The following is a 21,042-nucleotide window of genomic DNA, read 5'->3' on the forward strand; positions in this document are numbered from 1 at the left end:
GGTACTAACCGTGTTAAACGCGGCGGCAGCTGGAACAATAACGCGAACAACTGCACTGTAGGCAAACGGAACAACAACAGTCCTGACAACAGGAACAACAATCTTGGTTTCCGCCTGGCTTGCGTATTGTAATAGGATTTTATGCCGGTAATGCTGCCGGACGAATGTCAACCGGTTTCTGCTCTTCGCTTTCGGTATGCAGCAAGTTAAAATGCCGCATCTAAACAAAAAAAACACCCCATCGTTCCTGATAGGGTGTTTTTTTGTTTAGGCTTTAGCCTATTCTTCTTGTTCTTCCATAAAGGCCTTGGCTTCTGCTATGATTTCATCGGCAATTTTGCCCGAAATCGGGTCATAGTGATCAAAGGACATTTCAAAAGAACCCGTACCGCTTGTCATCGAGCGGAGGTCGATTGCATAGCGCAAAAGTTCTTTATGCGGAACTTGGGCTCTGATTTCTTCGATGCCGCTTGCAGGAGAAGATTGTCCCAGTATCCTTCCTCGGCGGGAAGAAAGGTCGCTCATTATGTCTCCTAGGTAGCTGTTTTCAACAAAGACGGTTAGGTTCATAATTGGCTCAAGGAGGATGGGGCCTGCATTGCGCATTGCATCCTTAAAAGCATTTCGGGCAGCAATCTTGAAGGCCATTTCCGATGAGTCTACGGGGTGTTCTTTACCGTCAAGAACGGTTACGGCAACATCCACTACGGGGTAGCCAGCCGAAACGCCCTTTTCCATAGCCTCAATAACGCCCTTTTCAACGCCGGGTATGTAGCCCTTGGAGATGGCTCCTCCGAAAACTGCGTTGGTAAACTTGTATTTTTCGCCTCGGGGGAGGGCTTCAATGGCCAAAACAACCCTTCCGAACTGTCCGTGTCCGCCCGACTGTTTTTTGTGCGTGTATTCAGCCTGAGCTTTGCGCTGAATTGTTTCTCGATAGGCAATGCGGGGGATTGAGGTTTGGATTTCTACCTTGGATTGCTTTTTGACCTTATCCAAAACTATGCTTGTATGTAAGTCGCCCATGCCTGAAAGGACATTTTGCTTTGTTTCGGCATTGAATGCGAATGAAAGGGTCATATCTTCTTCGCAAGCTCTAAAGAGCTGCTCGCTGACCTTATCGTCATTCTTTTTATCTATTGCCGAAACGGCCAAAGAGTAGATGGGCTCGGGTGTTCTAAGCCGTACAAAGGGTACTGCATCGGCAGAGGCAGCCAAGGTATCGTTTGTCTTTGTGCTTGCAAGCTTTACCAAAACGCCTATGTCTCCTGCGGCAATTTCTTTTACCTCGCTGAGCTTTTTACCCAAGATCTTATAAATCTTACCGACTCTTTCCTTTTTTTCTTCTCTAAGGTTGAAGACCTCGGAGTCGGCTGAGAGGGTTCCCGTAATAACCTTTACATAGGAAAGACGGCCTGAGAACTGGTCGTTGGAGGTTTTTACTACAATGGCCGAAAGAGGGGCTGAAGGATCCAGTTTAACTGAGATTTCTTCTCCTTCCTTTGTAACTCCTCTTTCCAGGGCTCCTTCCGGTGAGGGGAGAATTTCGCTTATAAAGCGTAAAAGAGATGTAAGACCCGAATTATTGAGGGCTGAACCTGCAAAAAGAGGAACAATTCTATTGTCTGCCATAGCGAGGGTAAGACCTCGGCTTATTTCTTCAGGTGAAAGCTCCCCTTCATCTATAAATTTTACAAGTAATTCCTCATCACCTTCGGCAGCAGCTCCGGCTAAAACTTCCAGGGCTTCCTTGTACTTATCTTGATATTCGGCAGGAATTTCGGTTTCTACTTCTTTTCCGCCTTCGATTTTATAGGCCTTTCCGTGAAGCACGTCTACAACGCCCTTAAAATCGCCGCCTAAGCCCATGGGAAAGCTTACAGGGAAAACGTCTACCTGAAACTGTTTTTTAACGTCGGCTATACAGTTATCGAAGTCGGCCCTGCCTTCATCCATCTTATTTGCAAAAACCAAGCGGGGCTTGTTTCTTCTGTCGAGGTCGCGCCAGTACTTGATTGTTTCGATTTGTACGCCCGATCTTCCGTCTAAAACTATGAGGGCTGATTCGGATGAGCGGAAGGCTGCGATTACTTCACCGATAAAATCAGAAGCTCCGGGAGTATCCCAAATGTTTATGAGCTTATCGTCTTTTTGTAAGTTAACTAAGGTTGAGTAAATAGATATTTTTCGATCGATTTCTTCCTGACTGTAGTCCGTCACGGTTTTTCCCGAGTCTACCGATTCTGCCTTATCGATAAGGCCCGAAACATAGAGCAAGTGTTCCACAAGACTGGTTTTGCCCGATTGACCGTGTCCGGCAACGGCGATGGTTCTGATTTTATCCGTTGTAAATCCCATAAAAACTCCTTTTATATAAAGCGTAAAAGCTTAAAAATTTAATCACAGAATAAGGATACACTATATTTTCAAAAATTGCAAGGTTAAGAATGTAGAAAATTTATTCTTATTTTTTATTTTAAACGACCATATTAAATTCCATATCGGGATCGAATAAAGGTAGAATGCAAAAAGGCCGGCTTTGCCGGATACATTTAATATTTCGAGGGGGACGCTCATGGCGATTGCCCACGGTATTAGGGCAACGACTATTATCGAAGAGTTTTCGAGGCTGATGGCCATTTTTTCTTTGGGCATCAGGTCCCTACACAGCTGATAGGTTAAGATTGAGCCGAGGGTTTGGTTACAGGTGACGGCGCCTGCGACTATTGAAGTAACCAGTACTGCTCCGAAGCTGCTGATTTTTTCGGCTATTACCTTTGTACACTTTTTTAAGAGGCTTAGGATTTCCGTTTCTTCAAAGATGCCTGCGTAGGCAGAAGAAATAGCTACAATGAAGCAAACCTTGACCATAGAAATAGCTCCTCCTCCGCTCATCATTGCATTTAATTCTTCACTTGAAGTTTTGTAGCCGAGGACTGCAAAGCGTAAAAGGTTTACTATGCTTTCTTTTTGAATAAAGAGTGCGGCGGCAAGGCTTGCAATTATGCTTATGATCATTGTTTTTTTTACCCTTACCTTAAAAACAGAAAGAACTATTATGAGGGCTGCGGGAACTATTGTTATAATATTGAGGTTATAGTGGCTGTAAAAAAGAGCTGTTACATCGGTTTCTATGTTTTCTGTTTTTGAGGCAAGGCCTAAGAGCAAATAAAAAATACAGCTTAAAATAAAGGGAACTATCGAAGTTTTAATCATTCCCCTTATGTTTTCAAAAAGATCGGTTTCGGTAATTTCGCTTACAAGGATTGCACTTGTGGACATGGGTGAGCATCTGTCTCCAAAAAAAATGCCGCTTAAAATAGCCCCTCCTGCATGGAGCTCATTTATTCCCATAACCCTTGCTATCGAAATGCAGATTACGCCCATGGTTGCGGCTGTTCCGAAGGCAGAGCCTATCATAACCGACAAAAAACTGCAAAGTAAAAAACTCAAAAGTAAAAAGATTTGAGGAACAATCAGTTTTGAGCCTATTACTATGATTGCAGGGATGGTTCCTGCTGCTCTCCATATTGCGGTGATTATTCCGAGAAGCATAAAAACCATAACTATGTTTTTAATCTTTAAGATTCCTTTAGCAGACATTTTAAGCAGCTTAGAAACAGAGTGACCCTCATAGATTCCGTAAGTTAAAAATATAAAATACCCTGCCAAAAGAGAATACAGGATTTGAATATTGAATATAAGGCAAAAAATTAAAAATACTGCAAAAGCCGATAAGGCTATTATACCTGCCATAACCGAAATTATATCAATATTTGTATGAATTTACAATTGGAGAAAGGCGGATTTTCTTTTCGGCTTGATTTTATTTTGGAATAAGAGTAGAATTAACTATCGGCTTTATCTTAAGGAGGTTAATATGTCTGATATTATTTATATTGAAGGCCGCGAGATTTTAGATTCGCGGGGAAATCCTACTGTAGAAGTTGAGGTTCAGTTAAGCGATTTTAGCTACGGACGGGCCTGTGTTCCTTCAGGGGCTTCTACCGGAGAATATGAGGCTTTGGAAATGAGGGACGGCGATAAGAGCCGCTACATGGGAAAGGGTGTTTTGAAAGCTGTTGACCAAGTTAATACGGTTATTGCCGAGGAGCTTGACGGGGCTGATGCCTTGGATCAGGCCGAGATAGACAACATGCTTCTCAATCTTGACGGTACCGAAAATAAATCCAAGCTCGGCGCAAATGCTATGCTCGGTGTTTCGATGGCCGTAGCACGCGCCGCTGCCGACAGCTTAGGCCTGCCGCTTTACCGCTATTTGGGAGGCGTTCATGCAATGCAGATGCCTGTTCCCATGGCAAATATAATAAACGGAGGACGCCACTCCGACAACAAGATAGATTTTCAGGAGTATATGATTATGCCTGTGGGAGCTCCATCAATCCGTGAAGGCATAAGGATGACTGCTGAGGTTTTCCATGCTTTAAAAGATATTCTAAAAAAAGACGGACATGTTACGGCTGTAGGCGATGAGGGCGGTTTTGCTCCCAACATCGAAAATGTTCAAGCTCTGGACTACATAATGAAGGCGATTGAAAAGGCAGACTACAAGCCCGGCAAGGATATAGTAATCGCCTTGGACTGCGCTTCTTCGGAGCTCTTTGATGCAGGCGGCAGAAAGGGCTACAAGTTCTGGAAGTCCGAGCCTTCTAAAATTTTAAATGCAGATCAAATGATAGATTTGTTTAAGGATTGGATAAACAATTATCCGATTGTTTCTATTGAAGACCCTCTCGATCAAAACGATTGGGAAGGCTACGCAAAGATGACAAAGGAACTGGGAAACCGGATTCAGATTGTAGGCGACGATTTTTTTGTAACAAACACAAAGAGGCTTGCCCGCGGTATTGAAGAAGGAGCTTGCAATTCTATCTTGATAAAGCTTAACCAAATCGGAACGGTTACCGAAACAATCGATGCCGTAAGAATGGCTCAAAAGGCCGGCTACACTGCCGTTATTTCGCACCGCTCAGGCGAGACCGAGGATGCCTTTATTGCCGACTTGGCCGTAGCCCTCGAAACCGGACAAATTAAAACCGGTTCAATGAGCCGAAGCGACCGCATAGCAAAATACAACCAGCTTATGAGGATCGAAGATGAGCTCGGCTACAACGCCCGCTATGCAGGCATGGCAACATTTGCAAACCTGATAAAAAATAAAAGATGATAGTTTTAACCGGCGGGTCCATTTAGGTCTTGCCGGGTTTTTATTATATGGGGAAATAAATATTTTTGTGAGAGTATGAAAAAACTTTTTTATCTTATTTGTATTTTGTTATTGCTTTTTTCTTGTTCCGTTGAAAATCATAACAATGGTGTTCCCGAAAAATGTTTTGATCTTTCAAATGAAAAAGATAGAATATACATTGAGGATAAAGGTAATTTTTGGGAATTATATAAAATAGAAAATTTAAAAAAATGTTCCGTTTATGTGTCTGAAAATATAGTTAATTTTAATTTTTATTTTTCGAAAGATGTAAATGTGACTAGTATTAAAAATACACAAACATTTTTTTCTCATGTTATAACTAAAACATCAAAGAAATATCCTTCCGCTTATGAAGATATTGATAAGTTTATTAAAAACGATACTATTGTTAAACTGCGTATTTTTGTAAATAACAGAATTTTATTATATACTTCTTTTGATTTTAAAATAAACGAATTCGACTACTATGAAAATATTGATATTGATATAGATAGAACTATAGGAAATGTTGATGTAGAAAATTTTGTAAAAGATTTAAAATCTATAAACAAGAATATTGAAAATGTAAAAATATTTAAAGCTTTGAAAGGGTCTGTTGTTTGTGTTGTGATAGATACAAAATCTAAAATTGATAAAATTCAAGAAGCCGAAATTTGTAAATATGCGGAAAGTAGAATAGCTTCTGAATTTGAAAGGGTATCAAAAGATTTATATGGAATGAATATGGATGCTTTAGGACTGTATTTGGAAATTAGATTTAGTAATATTAAAATTTTTGAAGGTACTTATCTTAACGGAGATAAAAAAAGATGGGCTAATATTGATTGGTATAATTTTGATTTTTTTAATTTGGGAAATGAAATATGAAAAAATTTGGAATATGCATTATAATATTGACTGTAATATTTGTAATTCTTGCTAGAACAGATAAGTATTATGCCAGCGGAAAATTAATTTTTGATACAACAGATATTATAAATGGCAATTATTATTTAACTAATAAAGAAGATATGGAAAATATTCAGGTATCAGCTTTACAGTGGTATTATACTAACATTCTGGTTAGTATTTTATTAGTATTATGGATTTTAACAGGCTTATTGTATTTGTATGTGATGGGGCGCCATGTCTTGCCTTATTTCTGGTATAAAAAATATGATCATATGTTTGATGAAAGCTGATTTTTGTTCGTTGTTAAAATAAATAGTTTTTGCTATGAAAACAAAATTTTGCATTTATTCACAAGCAAACTATCTCTTTCGGACAGCGATTGAAAGGGAGCAAAAGCAATTTATAAAAATTGCTTTTGCTGTACATCTTTCCGCAGTAATTTCTGCGGAAAGATACCGAAGCGCTAGCAAAGCCCTGAAAAGAGCGGTGCACAATTTTGTTTTCTTCGTAATGCTAAAAAACAAAATTGAGCAGTCCGCCAAAATAAAATTATTACTAAACCTCCCCACTGACAGGACTTTTGGAAATAGGCGGAGCAGTAGTACATTATCCAAACTGTAAATCGTAAAATAATCTTAACGTATCAGTCCCTATTGTACAAGACATTCCAAAGTTGAAGTTTTTCGGTCATATCGCAGTTTTCGTAATCATCGGTCAGCCTCCATTGCCAGTTTGTACCCAGAGTCGATGGAGCGTTCATTCTTGCTTCCGAATTTAAAAATAAAAGATCCTGCATCTGAACGCCAGCAAAATCGGCGACGGAAGAAAATGTTGTGCGGATTATTTCGGAGGCTAATTCTTTTTTAAATTCAAAAGTTTGTAAAATAGAGCAAATCCTTTCATCCACTTTTTTTCCGTAAAGATAGGTATAAATAAATTTCAGCATCTCCTCGGAAGAACCTTCAAGCCAACCCATGATGGTGTCGTTATCGTGGGAGCCGGTATATACGGCACAATTTTTTTTGTGGTTATGAGGCAGATAGGGGTTAGTCAGTTTTTCTCCTTTTAATTCGTTTAAGTCGAAGGCAAATTGTAATATCTTCATCGTCGGAAAATTAAAATCATCCCGCAGGCGGGCAACTTCGGGTGTTATCACTCCAAGGTCTTCGGATAAAATCGGGAGCTCTGCCCTGTATTTTTCATCCAACGAAATGAGATCCTTTTGTACTTCTTCAAAAAAATGATGGTTAGGCCCCTTAACCCATTTGCCTTCTTGAGCTGTTCGTGCACCTTGAGGAATTGCCCAAAAGGCTTCAAAGCCTCTAAAGTGATCTAACCTGATTATGTCGAAAAGTTTTAGGGTGTGCCGTATGCGGCTTTTCCACCAAAGGTAGCCGTCTTTTTTCATCTTAGCCCAGTCATAAAGAGGGTTGCCCCAAAGCTGTCCTGTCGGGCTGAAAAAATCGGGAGGTACGCCGGCGACGGCTTTAGGGTTGGCTTCCTTGTCCAGTAAAAATAAAGCTTGGTTTTGCCAAACGTCGGCCGAATCCATTGCCGCAAATATCGGAATGTCGCCTACAAGTTGTATGCCGTTTTCTTCAGCATATTTTTTTAATTTTTTCCACTGCGAAAAAAAGAAAAACTGTATAATCTTTTGGATTTCATACTCTTCGGAGTGCGCGTTTAAAAATTCTTGAACAGGTTTTTCTTTATTTAAGGCAAGAGGTTTAGGCCAAACACCGCTCCAGATTCCTTGCGGCAGATGTTCTTTATTTGCCCTCTCTTCATAATCTTCTTTAATTGTCATAAAGGCGGCATAGCCTTCCAGCCAAAAATTTTCTTCTTGATAGAATTTTTCAAGTTCTTCTTTTAAAAATGAGTCCGTTTTTATTTTTTGTGATAAGAATGCTGCGGCTTTTTTTAGCATCCTTGTTTTATGATAATGGATCAAACCGAAGTCAACTCTTTCAGGATTAGTATTTTCGTGTACTATTTTTTTGTATTCGTTAAAATCTCTCTCTTCTAAAAAGCCTTTTTCATAAAGAGCTTCAAGGCTTATAAGATATGGGTTTCCTGCAAAGGCCGAAAAAGATGCATAGGGAGAATCTCCGTAACCTGTTGGGCCTATAGGAAGCATCTGCCAAACTCCTGTTCTTGTTTTTTTTAACCAATCTATAAAGGCAAAAGCCTCTTTACCTATTGTACCTACTCCTTCATTATTCGGAAGGGATGTAGGATGTAAGATGATGCCTGAAAGTCTTTTCATTTGTTTTCCTCCGTTATCAATCTATAGTTTTCTGCTATGTAAAATATAATTCCCGTAATTCCCGGAAATATAAACAGGGCAGGTAATGAAATCAATAATTTTAAGGCGCTTAAAAATATTATCTTATATGTAAAAAAAGAATCTTCAAAAAAAAGATAAAAGGCTTTTTTTAAGTTTGCGATTATTCCCTGACTTTTAGTTTGAAAGCAAACTATTGCGGGATACCAAAAAAGGGAAAGCTCAAAAATTAAGAAGATAAAAATGATGAGTCCCGATAAAAAATATCCGGTAATAGTTTTTAGGCTTAAAAAATATCTTAATAAAAAAATCAGGCTTAAAATAACCGGTACTTTTATTGCAGATAGGGTTAAGGCTTCAGTAAGATTTTCTTTTAAACTGTTTATAAGTTTTTTTACTGCTGCCTCATCTTTTTTATAATAAAAAGAATATAAGGCAAAACTCATTATGTGAAAAATTATATAAAAACTTATGTTAAAACTAAAAGCAGCATAATAGCTTTTAGGCAAAATTACCGGCATAACAATAATTAAAAAGAATATGAGAATAAAAATTATGTTTAAAAAAAATATTTCTTTTTTCTTTTTTATCATCGTTCCTAGTTGATTTAATTTAAGATTGACGGCATGTTTTAAGTTTTCTGTCCGTATCAAATCTGTCGATTGCGAGTTCAATCAAGTGCATGATAAGTTCGTTATATGGAAGGCCTGAAGCTCCGCACATTTTAGGAAACATCGAAATTGAGGTAAAGCCGGGAATAGTGTTCACCTCATTTAAATATATCTTTCCGGTTCTTTTATCGATAAAAAAATCTACTCGGGAAAGACCTGAAAGATCCAAGGCTTCATAGGCCTTGATAGCGGTTTCCCTGATTGTTTTTCTTTGACTTTCGGTTAAGTCTGCCGGAATCTTTAATTCGGCTCCGTTCGGGTCGGTATACTTTGCATCATAGTCATAAAATTTGTGTGTGGGAATTATTTCTCCCGGAATGTAGGCTATCGTTTTTGTGTTTCCCGTAACGGAACATTCTACTTCTCTGGCTTCGATACAGGCTTCAATTAAAATTTTATTATCCCATAAAAAAGATTCTTCTGCCTGCTCCAAAAGTTCTGTTCTGTTTTTTACCATTCCGGCTCCTACAGAGCTTCCGGCTCTGCAAGGTTTTATAAAGAGGGGATATTCCAAATCCTTTTCGGCTCTTGCCAAGAGAGTCTTTTTCTTTTCGGGATCATCCCAGTCTTGTTTTTTGATTGCTATGTAAGGCACGATGGGAAGGCCCGAATAATCCCAAATCATTTTGGTTTTTTCTTTGTCCATAGATATACTTGTGGACATTACATCGCCCCCTACATAGGGGAGATCTGCCATTTCAAATAGACCTTGGATTGTGCCGTCCTCGCCGAACCTTCCGTGTAAAACGGCAAAGACTGCATCGGTCGGTAAAAACTCGTCTCCTGCTTTTAAGCCTTTTTTTGTGCCTCCTCCCGGAATAAGGGTTACTCTCTTTGCCTCATCTTTTTTTATTTTTAAAACGGCCTTTTCGTTTTTGATAATACGCTCTCTTTCTGCGTCATCATGTAAATACCATGTTCCGTTTTTTGAAATGCCTATCAGATGTAGCCTGTGTTTTTTATCTATTGTCCTTATAATCGACGATGCCGATTTTAGAGAAACCTCATGCTCGCTGGATTTTCCGCCATAGATGATTGCTATATTCATATTTACTCCCATAAATTACTGTCTGTAAAATTAAATTGACGTAAGTTATTCTATCATTGTTTTGTAAAATTTTCAATCGGATAAGATTAAAATGTATTAACCGCTTCAATACCCTTATACGCAATCTCACTTTTATTATCCGATAAAAAAACTTCTAAGATGCTGATTGCGGAATTTTTAGGAGCAAATTTATTTCTTAAAGAAAAATTATCCAAGGCCCAGGCGAGAGCCATAGTTATTGTGCCGTAGTGTGTTACGATTATGATGTCTTCATCTTTTAAGGCTGTCTCTTCTAAAAATTCTGCAGTTCTTTTAAAATGGTCAAAGGATGTTTCGCCATCAGGAGGAGCTACGGTATCGTTCTTTTCGATCCAGTTTTTTGCTTCAAGAGGATATTTTGCCTGAGCTTCTTCAAATGTTAAACCCTTAAAAATACCGAAATTATATTCTTGAAGTCTCTTATCGGTTTGAATATTTTTAAGCCCCAGGTACTCGGCTGTTTGCAAGGCTCTTTTAAAAGGACTCGAATAAACCTTAAACGAAGCAAATTCTTTTAGCCTGGGTTTTAACTCGTCAAGCATGGGATAGGCTTCTTCCGCCAAGGGACTGTCATCCAAGCTGAATATCTTTTTTTTATTTGTTACCGTTATTCCGTGTCTTATTAAAACTATCTTCATGTTCTATCCTTAAAGCTTATTTGCAAAATTTTTATAAATGAACTGTGATAAAAAAACTTGTACTTAAAACTGCAAGTTCCGTTAATTCGACAATAAAACCGTTTACGTCGCCTGTTGTGCCGCCGATTTTTTTGTATGAGATTCTTATTACGATAAATGTTAGAATGAGTGCGATTGCAGGAAAGAGTAAATATTTTATGCGCTCCGTTAAAATAAAGGCACCTTGAATTTTTGAAAAGGCTGCTATCTCAGGTGCAAAAAGCGAAAGGATGCATACGATTATGAGCCAAAAGAAAAAACCGGCCTTGGAGGCCGCTTTATGAAAGAGGGCGCCGAGACCCGTATCCTTTGCAGGTTTTGAGAAAACTACCACAGCCAAACCTGAAAGCCGCGAAATTATTCCGGCTAATATAAGAAGTCCTGCATCGGGCATTATGGTAGAATAATTTATGTATCTAAGAAGCAAAAAAACATTGAGGCCTATTGTTCCATAAGTTCCAATTCTTGGATCCTGCATAATTTCCAATATTTTTTCTTTTTTTCTTGCAGAAAAAAAACCGTCTACGGTGTCTCCAACTCCGTCAAGGTGAATGCTGCCCGTTAAAAACAAGTATAGGAGTAAGCTGAGGAAGCCCGATATTTCAAGATACTTTTGCGGAAGAAAATAAATCGGAATAAGCACAAGGCTTGCAATCAGAGCCCCTATAAGAGGGAAAAAATAAAAAGCTCTTTTAATATTTTTTTCGTTAAAGTCGACGTTTATATTTATGGGTATGCGTGTAAAAAACTGCAAAGCTAAGATAAATCCTTTCATATTGATACTCTCTTTTTTAGTTAAGATTTTATTTTTATAGGTAAACCGCAAACGCAGAGTACAACCTCATCTGCAAGTTCGGCAATTTTTGAATTTACTATTCCCTGAATATCCGAAAAAGCTCTTGATACCGGGTGCATGGGTACAATAGATGATCCTACCTCATTTGTTACAAGAATTAAGGAGCCGTTTATTTTTTTTATTTCTAAAATAAGATTTTTAATTTGAGTTAATGAGACTTCTATTGTTTTTTGTATATCTTCTTCGTTCGGTTTTTCTTTTTCTCCGGTTATTTGAAAGAGAATTCGAGAAATTAAATTTGTTATGCAGTCAAGTAAATAGTGCTTTTCTTCTTTGACGGCCTTTTCTAAATTTAAAAAGCCCTCATATGTGCGCCATTTGGGATTGCGTCTTGCAATGTGTTTTTTAACTCTTTCCTGCATTTCATCATCATAGATTTCGGCGGTCGCAATATAGACAACATTGTCTATCCCGTCTAAAAGTTTTTCGGCATAGGCTGATTTTCCGCTCCTTGATCCGCCGGTTATAAGTGTTATCATAAGGTAATTATATCAAAAAAAAGAAAAATGTTAAGAGGGCAAAGACGCCTAGTGACAGGTTTTAAAGCGTTCTATTTTTAAAAAACAACAGCCGCATAAAAAAGCCTTTTACGGCAGGAAGACTTTCATAGTAAACCGTTCCATCAGTTTCTTTTACTCTTTCTTCGATAGCTTTTAAGCCTATTCCTTTTTTGATTTCGGTACAGCCGATGCCGTTGTCCTTCATGGTTACTATGAGAGAGGTCTCTGTATAGGAAAAATGAATTATGATTTTTGAAGCCTTGCCGTATTTTGCAGAGTTGGATAAAAACTCCTGCACTGCCTTATATACTGCGTGGCTTTGTTTTTCGTTTAAACTCCAAATATCTTTTGAGAAGGTAAACTGTACATTGATATTTGTCATTTTTTTAAATTCGTTTATCAGGTTATGAATTAAAATTATTGTTTCATATTTGTTATAGTCTATCGGTTTTAATTCTCTCAAAGCAAATCTGACTTCTTCTAAATTCTTTTTTGCAAAGGAATTTAAATCTAAAATCTTTTGAGGTAACTCATCGTTGTTGTTTTTTGCGGCCGCATAGAGGGCGTTAAGCTGAATAATCATTGTAGAAAGTCCGTGTCCTACGCTGTCATGGATTTCTCGTGATATACGGTTTCTTTCTTTTAAGGTCATAAGATCTTCGATCGACTCATTGTATATTTCCAAATCATGAATGGAATTTAAAAGCTCTTCTTTTTGAATATCAAGTTCGTCTATTTTGTTTTGGAAAGAAATAATTTTATTTTGATTGTTTTTAAAATACTCTAAAACTCCTCCGCTTAAAATAAAAAGAGCCGTATAGTTTACCATTGTTCCTACATCAAAATTTCTTAATGAAAATATTGAGACTGCAAGTCCTGCCGTGCCGAGGATATAGGTATACGGCTTTGAATTATAGTAAAAACTATCTATCAAAGGAATTAAAAATAGGAGAAACGGAATGTCCGCACCGGTTATATGCAGTAATAAACAAAGAGTCCAATCGGTTAAGCAAAGAATAAAAAAAAGAAAGGTCTTATTATTTATATAGAAAAGTCTAAGATTAAATAAAATAATAAAACAAAGATATAATAAAAATTGAACTCCGCTAAGTTTATCTCCATTTATGCTTATTTGAATAAGGCTTGATGCTATTAAAAAATAATGAATAAAAATAAAAAACTTATTTTTCATATGTCTGATTATATTATAATAATTAAGATATTGCAAGATTGGTGTTCAAAAAAGGAGGCAGAAGTTGCCTCCTTTTAATTAATTGATTTCGTTGTTAAACTCTTTTATCTTCCGGCTGCCGGCCGTAAAAATTGCGGCACACATTGCCCAAACTATCAATATATTCGGAAAAAGTTTTTCTTTTTCAAGCATTTCCATAAGCCAATATAAAGGTGATAACATGGAAATATTTTTAAATACAGGCGGAAGCGAAACAAAGGGCATGACAGCAATCAGAGCAAGGAAAAACATTACTATTGTAATCAGGCTTGTCATATTCGATACTAATGGCAGCTGAGATTCTTTTTTAAAAATTCTCGCGACTAAAATGGCTATGGAGAGGGCAAAAAAGCTTGTTGAAACAACAGCTAAAAATATCAAGAGAAGCCCTGTAATCTCCAGTTTAAATACTATTGTCGCAAAAACAAAAACAACCATGTTTATTACTACCTGAATAAATACAAAGGCCGATAAAAAACTTCCCACTATTTTAAATTCGGAATTGGGGCTTATTATTGCACGTGCAAGCATCTTTGTTTCTCTGAATTTTATTAGATCTGTAGCAATTGCATTTGAGCCGAAAAGTATTATGTACAATACGAGTAAGGTCATCATTTTTAAGCCTAGACTTATGATGTTTCCGTTATCTTGAGCTTTAAATACCACATTTATATTGTTGTTTAAAAGACTGCCTTTTTTGCCGGAAAGATCCGAGCTTTTAATAAAGTTATCCAAAAGATAAGCATTTATGCTTAAATTCAGGGCTTGAATTCTGTTATCAAGAACAACGCTTTCTTTCGTTTTTAAAATTTCAAGCTCCGGTTTTTCTCCTTTTGAAATCTTTTCGGAAAAATCTTTAGGTATAATTATAAGGCCCGGTATTTTTCCCATTGCAAGTTTTTCCTTAGCCTTTTCCAGTTCCTTTTCTCTATTTTCAGGACGAATCGTAGACTCGGGACCCGAAAAAAAGTTTTCCCAAAGATCTCCGGAATCATCTACAAAATAGGCTGTCTCATTCATTTGAACTGTATATTCAGTACTCTTTTTTGAAGTCTCAGTCTCTTTTGGTTTAAGAATAAATCCTATTATAAGAATCAAAATTATCATCGCAAAAGGAAAAAAAATCAGCATTCCTGTATTTGACATATTTTTCAATATTCTTTTTAACTGTGCTAAAAATAAAATCAAGAATTTTTTCATATCCGCCCCCTTAAATTTCCGTCTTCCTAAAATTTACCATAAGTAAACCAAAAATATAAAATGCCGCACCAAGGGCTAGCATTATAATAAGGCTGCTTAACATTCCTCCAAAAGAATTTTCCACAACAAGATCCTTAAGAGGGGTTGTTATAATTTTGGAAATATTATATTTTAAAAATATTTTTGAAATTTTATTGTCATTTGGAATTGTAAAAAGAACTGTTCCTAAAACTCCAAATATAAAAAATACACCTATTACTATAGTATAGATAATTTCCTTTTTGTTAAAAGTTGTAAGTGAACATGCGATGCTTCCTGTCACGAGTGAAAAACTTAAAGCGTATATAAAAAGCAGAATAGGATTTCCCATAAAAGAAACTTTTAACAATCTAAAAGTTAAAATATAAATTACGATGGCAATAAAAGCTTTTAGTGCTGTGCTTATTATTTGAGCATTAAAGATATAGGTCGAACTTTTAGGTATCGAATTAATACGCAGGGTAAGGCCTACATGCTTTTTCTTATATGCCAAGGTAATAGGCTCCATAACAAACATAAAGAATAACAATATACTTATGGCTATTGCATAGGCTTCATAGCTTGACATACTTTGCAGGGCCGGGTGCATAGTAATTTTTCCTATAGATTTTGAACTTTCTTTTTGAATATTAAGATATTGCTTCATAAGATCTTCAGGTTGCGAAGATGCCGAAATAGCCTTAGTTATTTTATGATTCCCGTTGATGGAACTGCTTATGTTTTTAATTATATTTGATAAAACCATAATTGCTGCAGAAGACTTTTCTTTTCCGATAATTAAAATATCAAAGTCTTTGTTTTCTTCTACAGAATTTTGATAGCCTTTAGGAATCTTAATTGTGTATTTTGCACTTTGTTCCTCTTCAATTTTTATGAAGTTTTTTAAGATATCCGAATTTAAAATACCGGTCAGCTGTTCCGATAATGCGGATTTGTCTTCATCGTTTAGAAAAACCGGAATAGCCTTTTCGTTTGTTTCGGCCTTAAAATTATCTTTTTGCAAAAAACCGTTGTAGCCGACAAAAATTATCGGCAAACAAAGGTAAACCAAAAAAAATGTAATGAAGTTATCTTTTATCGCTATAAGCGTAATCTTTAAAAATGCTTTCATCTTTTCTCCTATAAAAACTTTTAATAAATTTATTCACGCAATTTTTTTCCGGTAAGCTGTAAAAAAACTTCACCTAAATTGAGCTCGTTTATTTGTAAGGCCTTGATTACGGCTCCTGATGTTTGTAAAATCTTGATAGCCTCATCAAGATTTACCTTCTCTCTTTCATAAAGGATATTTAGCTTGTCTCCTGTCTGCTCTACATTTAAGGCTCCGTCAAGGAGGCGGATTTTTTCCATCAGCTCTTCATTTATATTGTCCGCTCTTATTTCGAGGGTTACGGTTCCGTTGGCCTTTTCCTTTACGGAATTAAGGGAGCCGTAGGCAATCTCTCTGCCCTCATCGATTACAAAGATATTTTTGCAAAGCTCTTCAACCTCTTCCATGTAATGCGAAGTGTAAAGAATTGTAGTCTTGTCTTGTGAATTTATTTTGCGCAAATACTCAAAGATATTGTTTCTGGATTGGGGGTCAATACCTACCGTAGGCTCATCCAAGATTAAAAGACGGGGCTTATGCATGATGGCTGCGGCAAGATTGAGCCTTCTTTTCATTCCTCCGGAAAATTTTTTCACCTTTTCTTTTTTCTTTTCCGTTAAGCCGACTACTTCCAAGGCCTCGTTTACAGCTTCTTTTAGCATTTTTCCTGAAAGGCCGTAAAGGCTTGCAAAAAAATTGAGGTTGTCGATTGCCGATATATCCTCCGATAAGGCAAGTTCCTGTGGTACGAGGCCCATGAGTTTCTTTGCCTCTATCGGTCTTTTTTTTATACTGTGTCCGCCTATAAGCACCTCACCGCTTAAAGGGTCCAAGATTCCCGTTATTATATTTATCAGGGTGGATTTTCCGGCACCGTTAGGCCCTATAAGGCCGAACATATCGCCTTCTTCAATATCAAAAGAAACGTTTGAAAGCACCTGCTTTTTTCCGTATTTTTTTGATACATCCTTAACTTCCAATATTTTCATAAAACGCCTCCATAAGAAGTTTGTTGATTGATATGCCCCAATTTTAATCGATTTTGCTTAAAATAAAAGTGCCGAAAGTCATTTTTTATAGGGAAAATAGTAATGGTGCCTATCAAAAATCTTATCTTAGGCCCTTGTATAAAGGGCTTTTTTTTGCGAGAATGAGAAGTAATGAATTTTTATGATGAAATAAGAAGCCGGTACGGGAACATAAAACGAGCCCGCGGATTTTACCTTTATACCGAAAAAAATATAAGACTCTTGGATATGTACTTGGATGGAGGAATGTCGATATTGGGCCGAAGAGAAAACCAGGCTCCATTGGTTTTTAAACAAAGCATAGATAAGGGTTTAAACGCTTTCTTGCCTTCTTCGGGGGATTATCGTCTTAAAAAGGCCTTGAATTCTCTTTTTCCCGAGCACCCTTATTTTTACCTTCTTTCGGAATGGAACTCCGCTCTTTCATTTTTGGAAATGAGAGATAATACAACCGTTTCCGAATCTTCAATTGGCGAAAATATTTGGAAGCCTTTTTTGCCCTCATCGGAAAATTTAAAGACCAAAGCTGCCTTTTTTGTAAATCCTCCGTTTTGCACCTCGATAAAAATTCTTGTTTCTAAAAATCCTCTTCCTATTATGTCCTGTGCAGTTTCTGCAGCCGAAAAGGAAGTTTTAGCCAAAGCCTTTTTCGATTTGATAAGAATCATTAAATTGAGAGAACAAGAAAAAGAACTTTCGGATGAAGAATTGATAAATTCGGCCCGTGGAAAAAAGAAAAAAGAGCAGCTTGCAAAAAACATAAAGTCATGCAGAAGGGTAGAGGAGCTTTGTTCCAATTTTTGGAATATGGAAGGTCCCTATCTTTTCTCAAAGTTGGATGAAGAAAAATATGAGGATTTTTTTAAATCTGCCTTGGATTCTCATATTCTTTTGTCTCCTTATTTTACTATTCCGTCGATATTGCCGAAAATAAGAGTATACACCGAGCTTGAGAGTTTTCTTAAGGCTCAAACATAAAATAAAGGATTAAATAATGAATGATTTAGTTAAATTTTTATCGGAAGGTTATCCTATTCTATTGTTCACAAAATTGTTTTTAGGAGCGGCTGCCGTTTTTTTCGGAATTATAGTATGGAGTAAAACTAAGAAGGTCTCAATGATTCTTTTTGTGCTTGGTGTGTTTTTGATGTATATTTCGATTTTAACCGATACGCTCACATATTTCGGCTTTATAAATACTAAATTTTTTACTATAGGGCATATTCCCATTCTTTCTCTGATTTTTGAAAGCACACCGATAGCTTTTTTTATAGCAAGTTTTTGCACCTTTTTAAAGGAAAGGCATTTTTAAAGCTAATCAGTCTTGTTCTTTTAGTTCGGTATCCGGTTTTTTGCAAGCCCTTACGATATAAATCGGGTTTTCGCTTTTAAATAAGCCTGTTTTTCCCATTGAGGCGGTTTGAATAAGATGGGCTTCAATTTCGGTATATCCGTATTTCGGGAGGAGCTCTAAAAATTCGTTTAAATTTTTTATAAGAATAAAATTTGCACAGATTATTCCGCCTTTTTTTAAATGCTCTTCAAGATACTCAAAAATATTTTTTAGCTCGCCTCCGCTTCCGCCGATAAAACACTTGTCGAATTTTACAGACCCGTATTCAGAGTTTAAAAGAGCCTCAGGGGCCTTGCCCGAAATCAAATTTATTTTGACCCCGAATTTTTTTGCATTTTCCAGTATCAGGGAGCAGGCCTCTTCGTTAAATTCAACTGTTGAAACTTCCGCTCCCTGCAAGGCCGCTTCAATCGATACGGAACCGGTGCCTCCGCCGATATCCAAAAATCTATCTCCCTTTTCTATTTGAAGATGGGAAAGAGAAAGGTTTCTGATATTGAATTTGGTCATCGGCACCTCGCCTCTGATAAAGTCCGAGTCTTTAATATTTTTCATTTTCAACAAGTACCGTATTTAAAAAAGATTTTACTATAATCTTATCGCCTATATTATATTCTTCAATCAACTCATCGGGATATGAAAGATTGTAGCCTACAAAAAGCCTTCCTCTAAAACCTTCTTCTTTTAAGCGCGCCGAAATTGTATCGGGATTGTTCGTTTTATCGGTAAGAATAAAAAAGCTTTCCTTGTCCTTCATAGAGGAAAAGTCTACCTCTCTTCCATGAAAGGAGTAAAAGGATAGAGCCTGCCATTGTTTTTGAAGTTTGTTCATAAGGTACTGCATTGAAGAAATACCTGTTATAATTTTTTCTATTTTTATGTTTTTCTTTTTTACGAATTCGGTAATGCCGAAAAAACAGGGGTCGCCTGAGGCAAGGACTAAAACTTTTTTTGATTCTATCGGGAGATCGAGAATTTCCGAAATTGTTTTTAGAGTTTTTACGTCATCTCTTATAGGCTGAATATCGGAGGCTATACGCTCAAAACCTGCAACTATATCTGCATTTTTGATTGAATGTACAGCCTCTTGGGTTAAAAGTTCTATATTTCCGGGCCCTGCCCCGGCAATAATTAAAGACATGTTTTATTTTGAGCCTACAGTTTTTAAAGCTGTTTCAAAAAGTTTTTCAAAACCGGCCTTATTTAATCTTCCTGTGTGAATGGTCCCGGGAATGAGCATTCCGCTTTTGTCTACAATAAAACTTGTAGGTACACCTGCAATTTGCTGGTAGATGGGAAGAAAGTTATCGACAGTTATGAGGGCCTGAAAAGAACAGCCTGCATCCTTCCATAATTCTTTGGCAAAGGCTAAGGTTTCTTTATCTCCTTCTTGAAGATCGGCTGTAAGGGCTATCACATTTACTTTTTTATCGGCATAGGCCTTGTAAGCTGCTTCCAAGTCGGGTAACTCCGCCCTGCATGGACCGCAAAATGTTCCCCAAATATTTATCAAGGTAATATCGTATTTGGCGAAAATTTCATCCGTAACCATGTTCCCGTCAAGGTCCTTTGTTGAAAATTTAAGCCGGTTTTTAGCATCATCTGAAGTTTTTGACTCCGACTGACTTGTAATTGCAGATGTCTTTGCTTCTTCATTACCTTTTGCTTCTGCTTTCGAGCAAGATATAAAAAATACGCTTGCAAATATTGCTATTAACACATAAAAATGTAATTTTTTCATTTGTAAACTCCTATATTATAAAATAATTTTCAAATTTCTACCCGAAAATATACTCAGACTTTATGGAATAATCAAGGGATTTGAGAAAAATTATTCTTTTCTTCTATAATTGGGCCTGTGTTTGTAGGTTTTTCCGTAAAAAGAAAACTGTGGTCGATGGCGTGAACAGGGCAGGCCTTGATACATTCTCCGCATCTTATACATTCAGGGCTGTTCGGTGCCTTATATGTCGGAATATCGAGCTTGCAGGTTCTTTCGCATTTTTTGCATCTTATGCACTTGTTGTTGATCTTTAGTCGGTAAAGGCTTATAGGATTGAAGATGCCTAAAAGGGCTCCGAGTGGGCATAAATAACGGCAAAAGGGTCTGTAAAAAATTATTGAAAGCATCGCTATTATTACGGTTATAGTTAGTTTAAGTCCGAATAAGGCTCCTAAAGAGGAGGTAAGGGCTTGGTTTACCGATATGAGCGGAATAGCCCCGAAGACAATTCCGGATGGGCAAATATATTTACAAAAGTAGGGATCGCTTAAGCCGTACTTGTCCTGCAGGGCAAAGGGTAAAACAAACACAAAAAAGGCAAGGATAAAGTATTTTAGGTATTTTAAAATTCTGTTTATCTTTTGCGGAACCTTAAATTTTTTTAATGGAATTTTATCCAAGAGATCTTGTACTAGACCGAAGGGACAAATATATCCGCAAAAAAGTCTTCCCGCCGCTATTGCAAAAAGGGTCGTGAGTCCTACAACATAAAATGCAAAGTTAAAATTCCTGCTTCCTATCGTTGCCTGTATCGAACCTATGGGACAGCCGAATAGGGCACCCGGACATGAGTAACAGTTTAGAACCGGTATACAGACCTTTTTCATAGGCCCTTTATAAATTTGCCCCTTTAAAAATCCTGTGAGGTTTCCGTTTAATGCCATCATCCCTAGGACTTGAATAGCATGACGTTTTTTGTTCAGCGTTTTTTGTTTATTTTGTTTAGCCAATTCCTATGCACTCCGTACAAATATTTACGGCTTTTTTGAGGACGACAGCAACCTCTCCGCGGTATATTCCTATAAGAGTAAAACCTGTTGCCAATATAATAACAAGGAGCGCCGCTATTTTCTTTTTCATTTATCCTCCTGCTTGATTTTAAGTTACATTATATATACAAC

The 21,042-nt window shown here is 37.0% G+C and carries 22 protein-coding genes and 1 pseudogene; 6 read left to right on the forward strand and 17 right to left on the reverse strand.

From position 1 onward, the window contains the following. Nucleotides 1-54: 54 nt before the first annotated feature. Nucleotides 55-132, forward strand: a pseudogene (locus tag E4O07_RS13465) (hypothetical protein); the annotation flags it as partial. 147 nt (nucleotides 133-279) lie between these two features. On the opposite strand, the gene fusA reads toward E4O07_RS13465, so the two are convergent. Together fusA and E4O07_RS01890 are read right to left on the reverse strand one after the other, a co-directional pair. Next, entirely contained in the window at nucleotides 280-2,358 is a 2,079-nt protein-coding gene (gene fusA / locus E4O07_RS01885; RefSeq protein ID WP_253686975.1) for an elongation factor G, read from the reverse strand. A gap of 60 nt (nucleotides 2,359-2,418) precedes the next feature. Further along, the gene (locus E4O07_RS01890) at nucleotides 2,419-3,756 is read right to left on the reverse strand and encodes a Na+/H+ antiporter NhaC family protein (RefSeq protein WP_253686976.1); all 1,338 of its coding nucleotides are present in this window, start codon (nucleotides 3,754-3,756) and stop codon (nucleotides 2,419-2,421) included. 124 nt (nucleotides 3,757-3,880) lie between these two features. Here E4O07_RS01890 and eno point away from each other — a divergent pair, with 124 nt between their 5' ends. The 3 genes from eno (at nucleotide 3,881) to E4O07_RS01905 (ending at nucleotide 6,411) form a co-directional block, all read left to right on the forward strand. After that, entirely contained in the window at nucleotides 3,881-5,188 is a 1,308-nt protein-coding gene (eno, locus tag E4O07_RS01895) for a phosphopyruvate hydratase (protein ID WP_253686977.1), read from the forward strand. Between the two features lie 75 nt (nucleotides 5,189-5,263). Beyond that, a complete protein-coding gene (locus E4O07_RS01900) occupies nucleotides 5,264-6,097 on the forward strand; it encodes a hypothetical protein (protein ID WP_253686978.1) in 834 nt (277 codons plus the stop codon). Further along, a complete protein-coding gene (locus tag E4O07_RS01905; protein ID WP_253686979.1) occupies nucleotides 6,094-6,411 on the forward strand; it encodes a hypothetical protein in 318 nt (105 codons plus the stop codon). Before E4O07_RS01900 ends, E4O07_RS01905 begins: the two co-directional genes overlap by 4 nt. Before the next feature lie 353 nt (nucleotides 6,412-6,764). On the opposite strand, the gene malQ is transcribed toward E4O07_RS01905, so the two are convergent. The 10 genes from malQ to E4O07_RS01955 all read right to left on the reverse strand — a co-directional run bounded on the left by malQ (nucleotide 6,765) and on the right by E4O07_RS01955 (nucleotide 16,745). Beyond that, nucleotides 6,765-8,387: a 4-alpha-glucanotransferase gene (malQ, locus tag E4O07_RS01910; RefSeq protein WP_253686980.1), complete on the reverse strand. Its 1,623-nt coding sequence runs from the start codon at nucleotides 8,385-8,387 to the stop codon at nucleotides 6,765-6,767. Continuing rightward, complete coding sequence (locus E4O07_RS01915; protein WP_253730577.1) at nucleotides 8,384-8,998, reverse strand: hypothetical protein; 615 nt, start codon at nucleotides 8,996-8,998, stop codon at nucleotides 8,384-8,386. The genes malQ and E4O07_RS01915 overlap by 4 nt, the downstream gene beginning before the upstream one ends. A 19-nt stretch (nucleotides 8,999-9,017) precedes the next feature. Continuing rightward, nucleotides 9,018-10,124, reverse strand: a complete 1,107-nt coding sequence (locus E4O07_RS01920; protein ID WP_253686982.1) for a D-alanine--D-alanine ligase family protein — start codon at nucleotides 10,122-10,124, stop codon at nucleotides 9,018-9,020. 86 nt (nucleotides 10,125-10,210) lie between these two features. Further along, nucleotides 10,211-10,801: a histidine phosphatase family protein gene (locus E4O07_RS01925; protein WP_253686983.1), complete on the reverse strand. Its 591-nt coding sequence runs from the start codon at nucleotides 10,799-10,801 to the stop codon at nucleotides 10,211-10,213. Between the two features lie 31 nt (nucleotides 10,802-10,832). Next, nucleotides 10,833-11,615, reverse strand: a complete 783-nt coding sequence (cobS, locus tag E4O07_RS01930; protein ID WP_253686984.1) for an adenosylcobinamide-GDP ribazoletransferase — start codon at nucleotides 11,613-11,615, stop codon at nucleotides 10,833-10,835. Nucleotides 11,616-11,635: 20 nt separating this feature from the next. Further along, a complete protein-coding gene (gene cobU, locus E4O07_RS01935) occupies nucleotides 11,636-12,175 on the reverse strand; it encodes a bifunctional adenosylcobinamide kinase/adenosylcobinamide-phosphate guanylyltransferase (protein WP_253686985.1) in 540 nt (179 codons plus the stop codon). A 61-nt stretch (nucleotides 12,176-12,236) separates the two neighbouring features. Beyond that, the gene (locus tag E4O07_RS01940) at nucleotides 12,237-13,388 is read right to left on the reverse strand and encodes a sensor histidine kinase (protein WP_253686986.1); all 1,152 of its coding nucleotides are present in this window, start codon (nucleotides 13,386-13,388) and stop codon (nucleotides 12,237-12,239) included. A gap of 78 nt (nucleotides 13,389-13,466) precedes the next feature. Then, nucleotides 13,467-14,627: an ABC transporter permease gene (locus tag E4O07_RS01945; protein WP_253686987.1), complete on the reverse strand. Its 1,161-nt coding sequence runs from the start codon at nucleotides 14,625-14,627 to the stop codon at nucleotides 13,467-13,469. Nucleotides 14,628-14,637: 10 nt separating this feature from the next. Then, nucleotides 14,638-15,777, reverse strand: coding sequence for an ABC transporter permease (locus tag E4O07_RS01950; RefSeq protein ID WP_253686988.1), 1,140 nt, complete (start codon nucleotides 15,775-15,777; stop codon nucleotides 14,638-14,640). A gap of 29 nt (nucleotides 15,778-15,806) precedes the next feature. Beyond that, nucleotides 15,807-16,745, reverse strand: a complete 939-nt coding sequence (locus tag E4O07_RS01955; RefSeq protein WP_253686989.1) for an ABC transporter ATP-binding protein — start codon at nucleotides 16,743-16,745, stop codon at nucleotides 15,807-15,809. 171 nt (nucleotides 16,746-16,916) lie between these two features. Here E4O07_RS01955 and E4O07_RS01960 point away from each other — a divergent pair, with 171 nt between their 5' ends. Then, a complete protein-coding gene (locus E4O07_RS01960; protein WP_253686990.1) occupies nucleotides 16,917-17,762 on the forward strand; it encodes a hypothetical protein in 846 nt (281 codons plus the stop codon). 16 nt (nucleotides 17,763-17,778) lie between these two features. Beyond that, nucleotides 17,779-18,096, forward strand: coding sequence for a hypothetical protein (locus E4O07_RS01965; protein ID WP_253686991.1), 318 nt, complete (start codon nucleotides 17,779-17,781; stop codon nucleotides 18,094-18,096). A gap of 6 nt (nucleotides 18,097-18,102) precedes the next feature. Here E4O07_RS01965 and cbiT read toward each other — a convergent pair whose 3' ends face one another. From cbiT to E4O07_RS01990, 5 genes are all read right to left on the reverse strand, one after another. Next, entirely contained in the window at nucleotides 18,103-18,693 is a 591-nt protein-coding gene (gene cbiT / locus E4O07_RS01970) for a precorrin-6Y C5,15-methyltransferase (decarboxylating) subunit CbiT (RefSeq protein ID WP_253686992.1), read from the reverse strand. Beyond that, the gene (gene cbiE / locus E4O07_RS01975; RefSeq protein ID WP_253686993.1) at nucleotides 18,680-19,279 is read right to left on the reverse strand and encodes a precorrin-6y C5,15-methyltransferase (decarboxylating) subunit CbiE; all 600 of its coding nucleotides are present in this window, start codon (nucleotides 19,277-19,279) and stop codon (nucleotides 18,680-18,682) included. Before cbiE ends, cbiT begins: the two co-directional genes overlap by 14 nt. Before the next feature lie 3 nt (nucleotides 19,280-19,282). Continuing rightward, the gene (locus E4O07_RS01980; RefSeq protein WP_253686994.1) at nucleotides 19,283-19,879 is read right to left on the reverse strand and encodes a TlpA disulfide reductase family protein; all 597 of its coding nucleotides are present in this window, start codon (nucleotides 19,877-19,879) and stop codon (nucleotides 19,283-19,285) included. Between the two features lie 71 nt (nucleotides 19,880-19,950). Further along, the gene (locus E4O07_RS01985; RefSeq protein ID WP_253686995.1) at nucleotides 19,951-20,871 is read right to left on the reverse strand and encodes a 4Fe-4S binding protein; all 921 of its coding nucleotides are present in this window, start codon (nucleotides 20,869-20,871) and stop codon (nucleotides 19,951-19,953) included. Beyond that, a complete protein-coding gene (locus E4O07_RS01990; RefSeq protein WP_253686996.1) occupies nucleotides 20,864-21,001 on the reverse strand; it encodes a CD1871A family CXXC motif-containing protein in 138 nt (45 codons plus the stop codon). The genes E4O07_RS01985 and E4O07_RS01990 overlap by 8 nt, the downstream gene beginning before the upstream one ends. Nucleotides 21,002-21,042: the final 41 nt, after the last annotated feature.

This window comes from Treponema sp. OMZ 798, from assembly GCF_024181385.1.
Taxonomy (GTDB): domain Bacteria; phylum Spirochaetota; class Spirochaetia; order Treponematales; family Treponemataceae; genus Treponema_B.

Coding starts and splice junctions, on each gene's coding strand:
- fusA (WP_253686975.1), bottom strand. CDS start 2,358: ATGGGATTTACAACGGATAAAATCAGAACCATCGCCGTTGCCGGACAC.
- E4O07_RS01890 (WP_253686976.1), bottom strand. CDS start 3,756: ATGGCAGGTATAATAGCCTTATCGGCTTTTGCAGTATTTTTAATTTTT.
- eno (WP_253686977.1), top strand. CDS start 3,881: ATGTCTGATATTATTTATATTGAAGGCCGCGAGATTTTAGATTCGCGG.
- E4O07_RS01900 (WP_253686978.1), top strand. CDS start 5,264: ATGAAAAAACTTTTTTATCTTATTTGTATTTTGTTATTGCTTTTTTCT.
- E4O07_RS01905 (WP_253686979.1), top strand. CDS start 6,094: ATGAAAAAATTTGGAATATGCATTATAATATTGACTGTAATATTTGTA.
- malQ (WP_253686980.1), bottom strand. CDS start 8,387: ATGAAAAGACTTTCAGGCATCATCTTACATCCTACATCCCTTCCGAAT.
- E4O07_RS01915 (WP_253730577.1), bottom strand. CDS start 8,998: ATGATAAAAAAGAAAAAAGAAATATTTTTTTTAAACATAATTTTTATT.
- E4O07_RS01920 (WP_253686982.1), bottom strand. CDS start 10,124: ATGAATATAGCAATCATCTATGGCGGAAAATCCAGCGAGCATGAGGTT.
- E4O07_RS01925 (WP_253686983.1), bottom strand. CDS start 10,801: ATGAAGATAGTTTTAATAAGACACGGAATAACGGTAACAAATAAAAAA.
- cobS (WP_253686984.1), bottom strand. CDS start 11,615: ATGAAAGGATTTATCTTAGCTTTGCAGTTTTTTACACGCATACCCATA.
- cobU (WP_253686985.1), bottom strand. CDS start 12,175: ATGATAACACTTATAACCGGCGGATCAAGGAGCGGAAAATCAGCCTAT.
- E4O07_RS01940 (WP_253686986.1), bottom strand. CDS start 13,388: ATGAAAAATAAGTTTTTTATTTTTATTCATTATTTTTTAATAGCATCA.
- E4O07_RS01945 (WP_253686987.1), bottom strand. CDS start 14,627: ATGAAAAAATTCTTGATTTTATTTTTAGCACAGTTAAAAAGAATATTG.
- E4O07_RS01950 (WP_253686988.1), bottom strand. CDS start 15,777: ATGAAAGCATTTTTAAAGATTACGCTTATAGCGATAAAAGATAACTTC.
- E4O07_RS01955 (WP_253686989.1), bottom strand. CDS start 16,745: ATGAAAATATTGGAAGTTAAGGATGTATCAAAAAAATACGGAAAAAAG.
- E4O07_RS01960 (WP_253686990.1), top strand. CDS start 16,917: ATGAATTTTTATGATGAAATAAGAAGCCGGTACGGGAACATAAAACGA.
- E4O07_RS01965 (WP_253686991.1), top strand. CDS start 17,779: ATGAATGATTTAGTTAAATTTTTATCGGAAGGTTATCCTATTCTATTG.
- cbiT (WP_253686992.1), bottom strand. CDS start 18,693: ATGAAAAATATTAAAGACTCGGACTTTATCAGAGGCGAGGTGCCGATG.
- cbiE (WP_253686993.1), bottom strand. CDS start 19,279: ATGTCTTTAATTATTGCCGGGGCAGGGCCCGGAAATATAGAACTTTTA.
- E4O07_RS01980 (WP_253686994.1), bottom strand. CDS start 19,879: ATGAAAAAATTACATTTTTATGTGTTAATAGCAATATTTGCAAGCGTA.
- E4O07_RS01990 (WP_253686996.1), bottom strand. CDS start 21,001: ATGAAAAAGAAAATAGCGGCGCTCCTTGTTATTATATTGGCAACAGGT.